1 protein-coding gene is annotated in these 1063 nt (G+C 40.7%); it reads left to right on the top strand.

Going from position 1 to position 1063, the window contains the following annotated elements:
• Nucleotides 1-1034, top strand: a 1034-nt coding sequence (gene ltrA / locus HC176_RS15510) for a group II intron reverse transcriptase/maturase (RefSeq protein WP_167919877.1), incomplete at its 5' end; no start/stop codon positions are given.
• Nucleotides 1035-1063: the final 29 nt, after the last annotated feature.

The following is a 1063-nucleotide window of genomic DNA, read 5'->3' as shown; positions in this document are numbered from 1 at the left end:
AAGAAAACGGTGGAAAGAGCCCCATAGGCATACCGACAATAAAAGACAGGATTGCACAGCAAGCCTGTAAGATTGTTATCGAGCCTATATGGGAAGCAGACTTCGATGATTCATCACACGGATTTCGACCCAAACGTGCTGCAAAAGGTGCGGTTACCGAGATCCGCAACAACCTTAAACAAGGAAAGCAGGAAGTTTACGATGCCGATTTGAGTAAATACTTCGATACAATACCTCACGACAAACTGGAAATAGCTTTGAAGGAACGGATTGTAGACCCCCGGGTACTATACTTGATCAAACAATGGCTGAAAGTGCCAGTTGTAGAAGAAAATGGCAGGTATACCGGAGGGAAGAGGAGTAAAAAAGGCACACCACAAGGAGGAGTAATCTCACCATTACTGGCAAATATCTACATGAATTTGTTAGATAGGATAGTCAATAGGGTAGGAAGCTATTTTCACAAACAAGGAATCAGGATGATACGCTATGCTGATGATTTTATATTAATGGCAAAACAGATCAACGAAGAATCCCTGTCAAAACTGGTGCGCCTACTTGAAAGAATGGGTTTGACACTCAACGCTGATAAAAGCAAGCGAGTTAACGCCCGGGAATCATCATTTGACTTTTTAGGTTTTACTTTTCGTTACGATCGAAGTCCATTTGATAAAGGGAAACGCTTTTGGAATATTGTTCCCAAAGCAAAGTCCCAGCAAAAGATACGGCAGAAAATCAACGAAAAACTGAAACAGATTGGGCATTTTCCAGCTAATGACGTGGTAAGAGAGCTAAATCCTATAATAAGAGGATGGATGAATTATTACAAGATAGAAAAAGTGAGCTACACACAGATTTCTTCTAGAAAATTGGAAGAATATCTCCGTATACGGCTCACCCGTTTCTATAATCGTAAAAGTCAACGTAAGTCGAGCTTGTATGGCACACAAGCCTTTGCTATTTTAGTAAAAGAATATGGTTTAATTAAGCCGTATAAGACTTCAGGCATACGACCTGTGAATGCCCGCCGATGAAAATTATAAGGAAAGCCGTATGCGGGAAA

This window comes from Tamlana crocina (assembly GCF_012037625.1).
The sequence above is the reverse complement of the archived record's forward strand: the minus strand, read 5'-3'. Positions and strand labels throughout refer to the sequence as shown.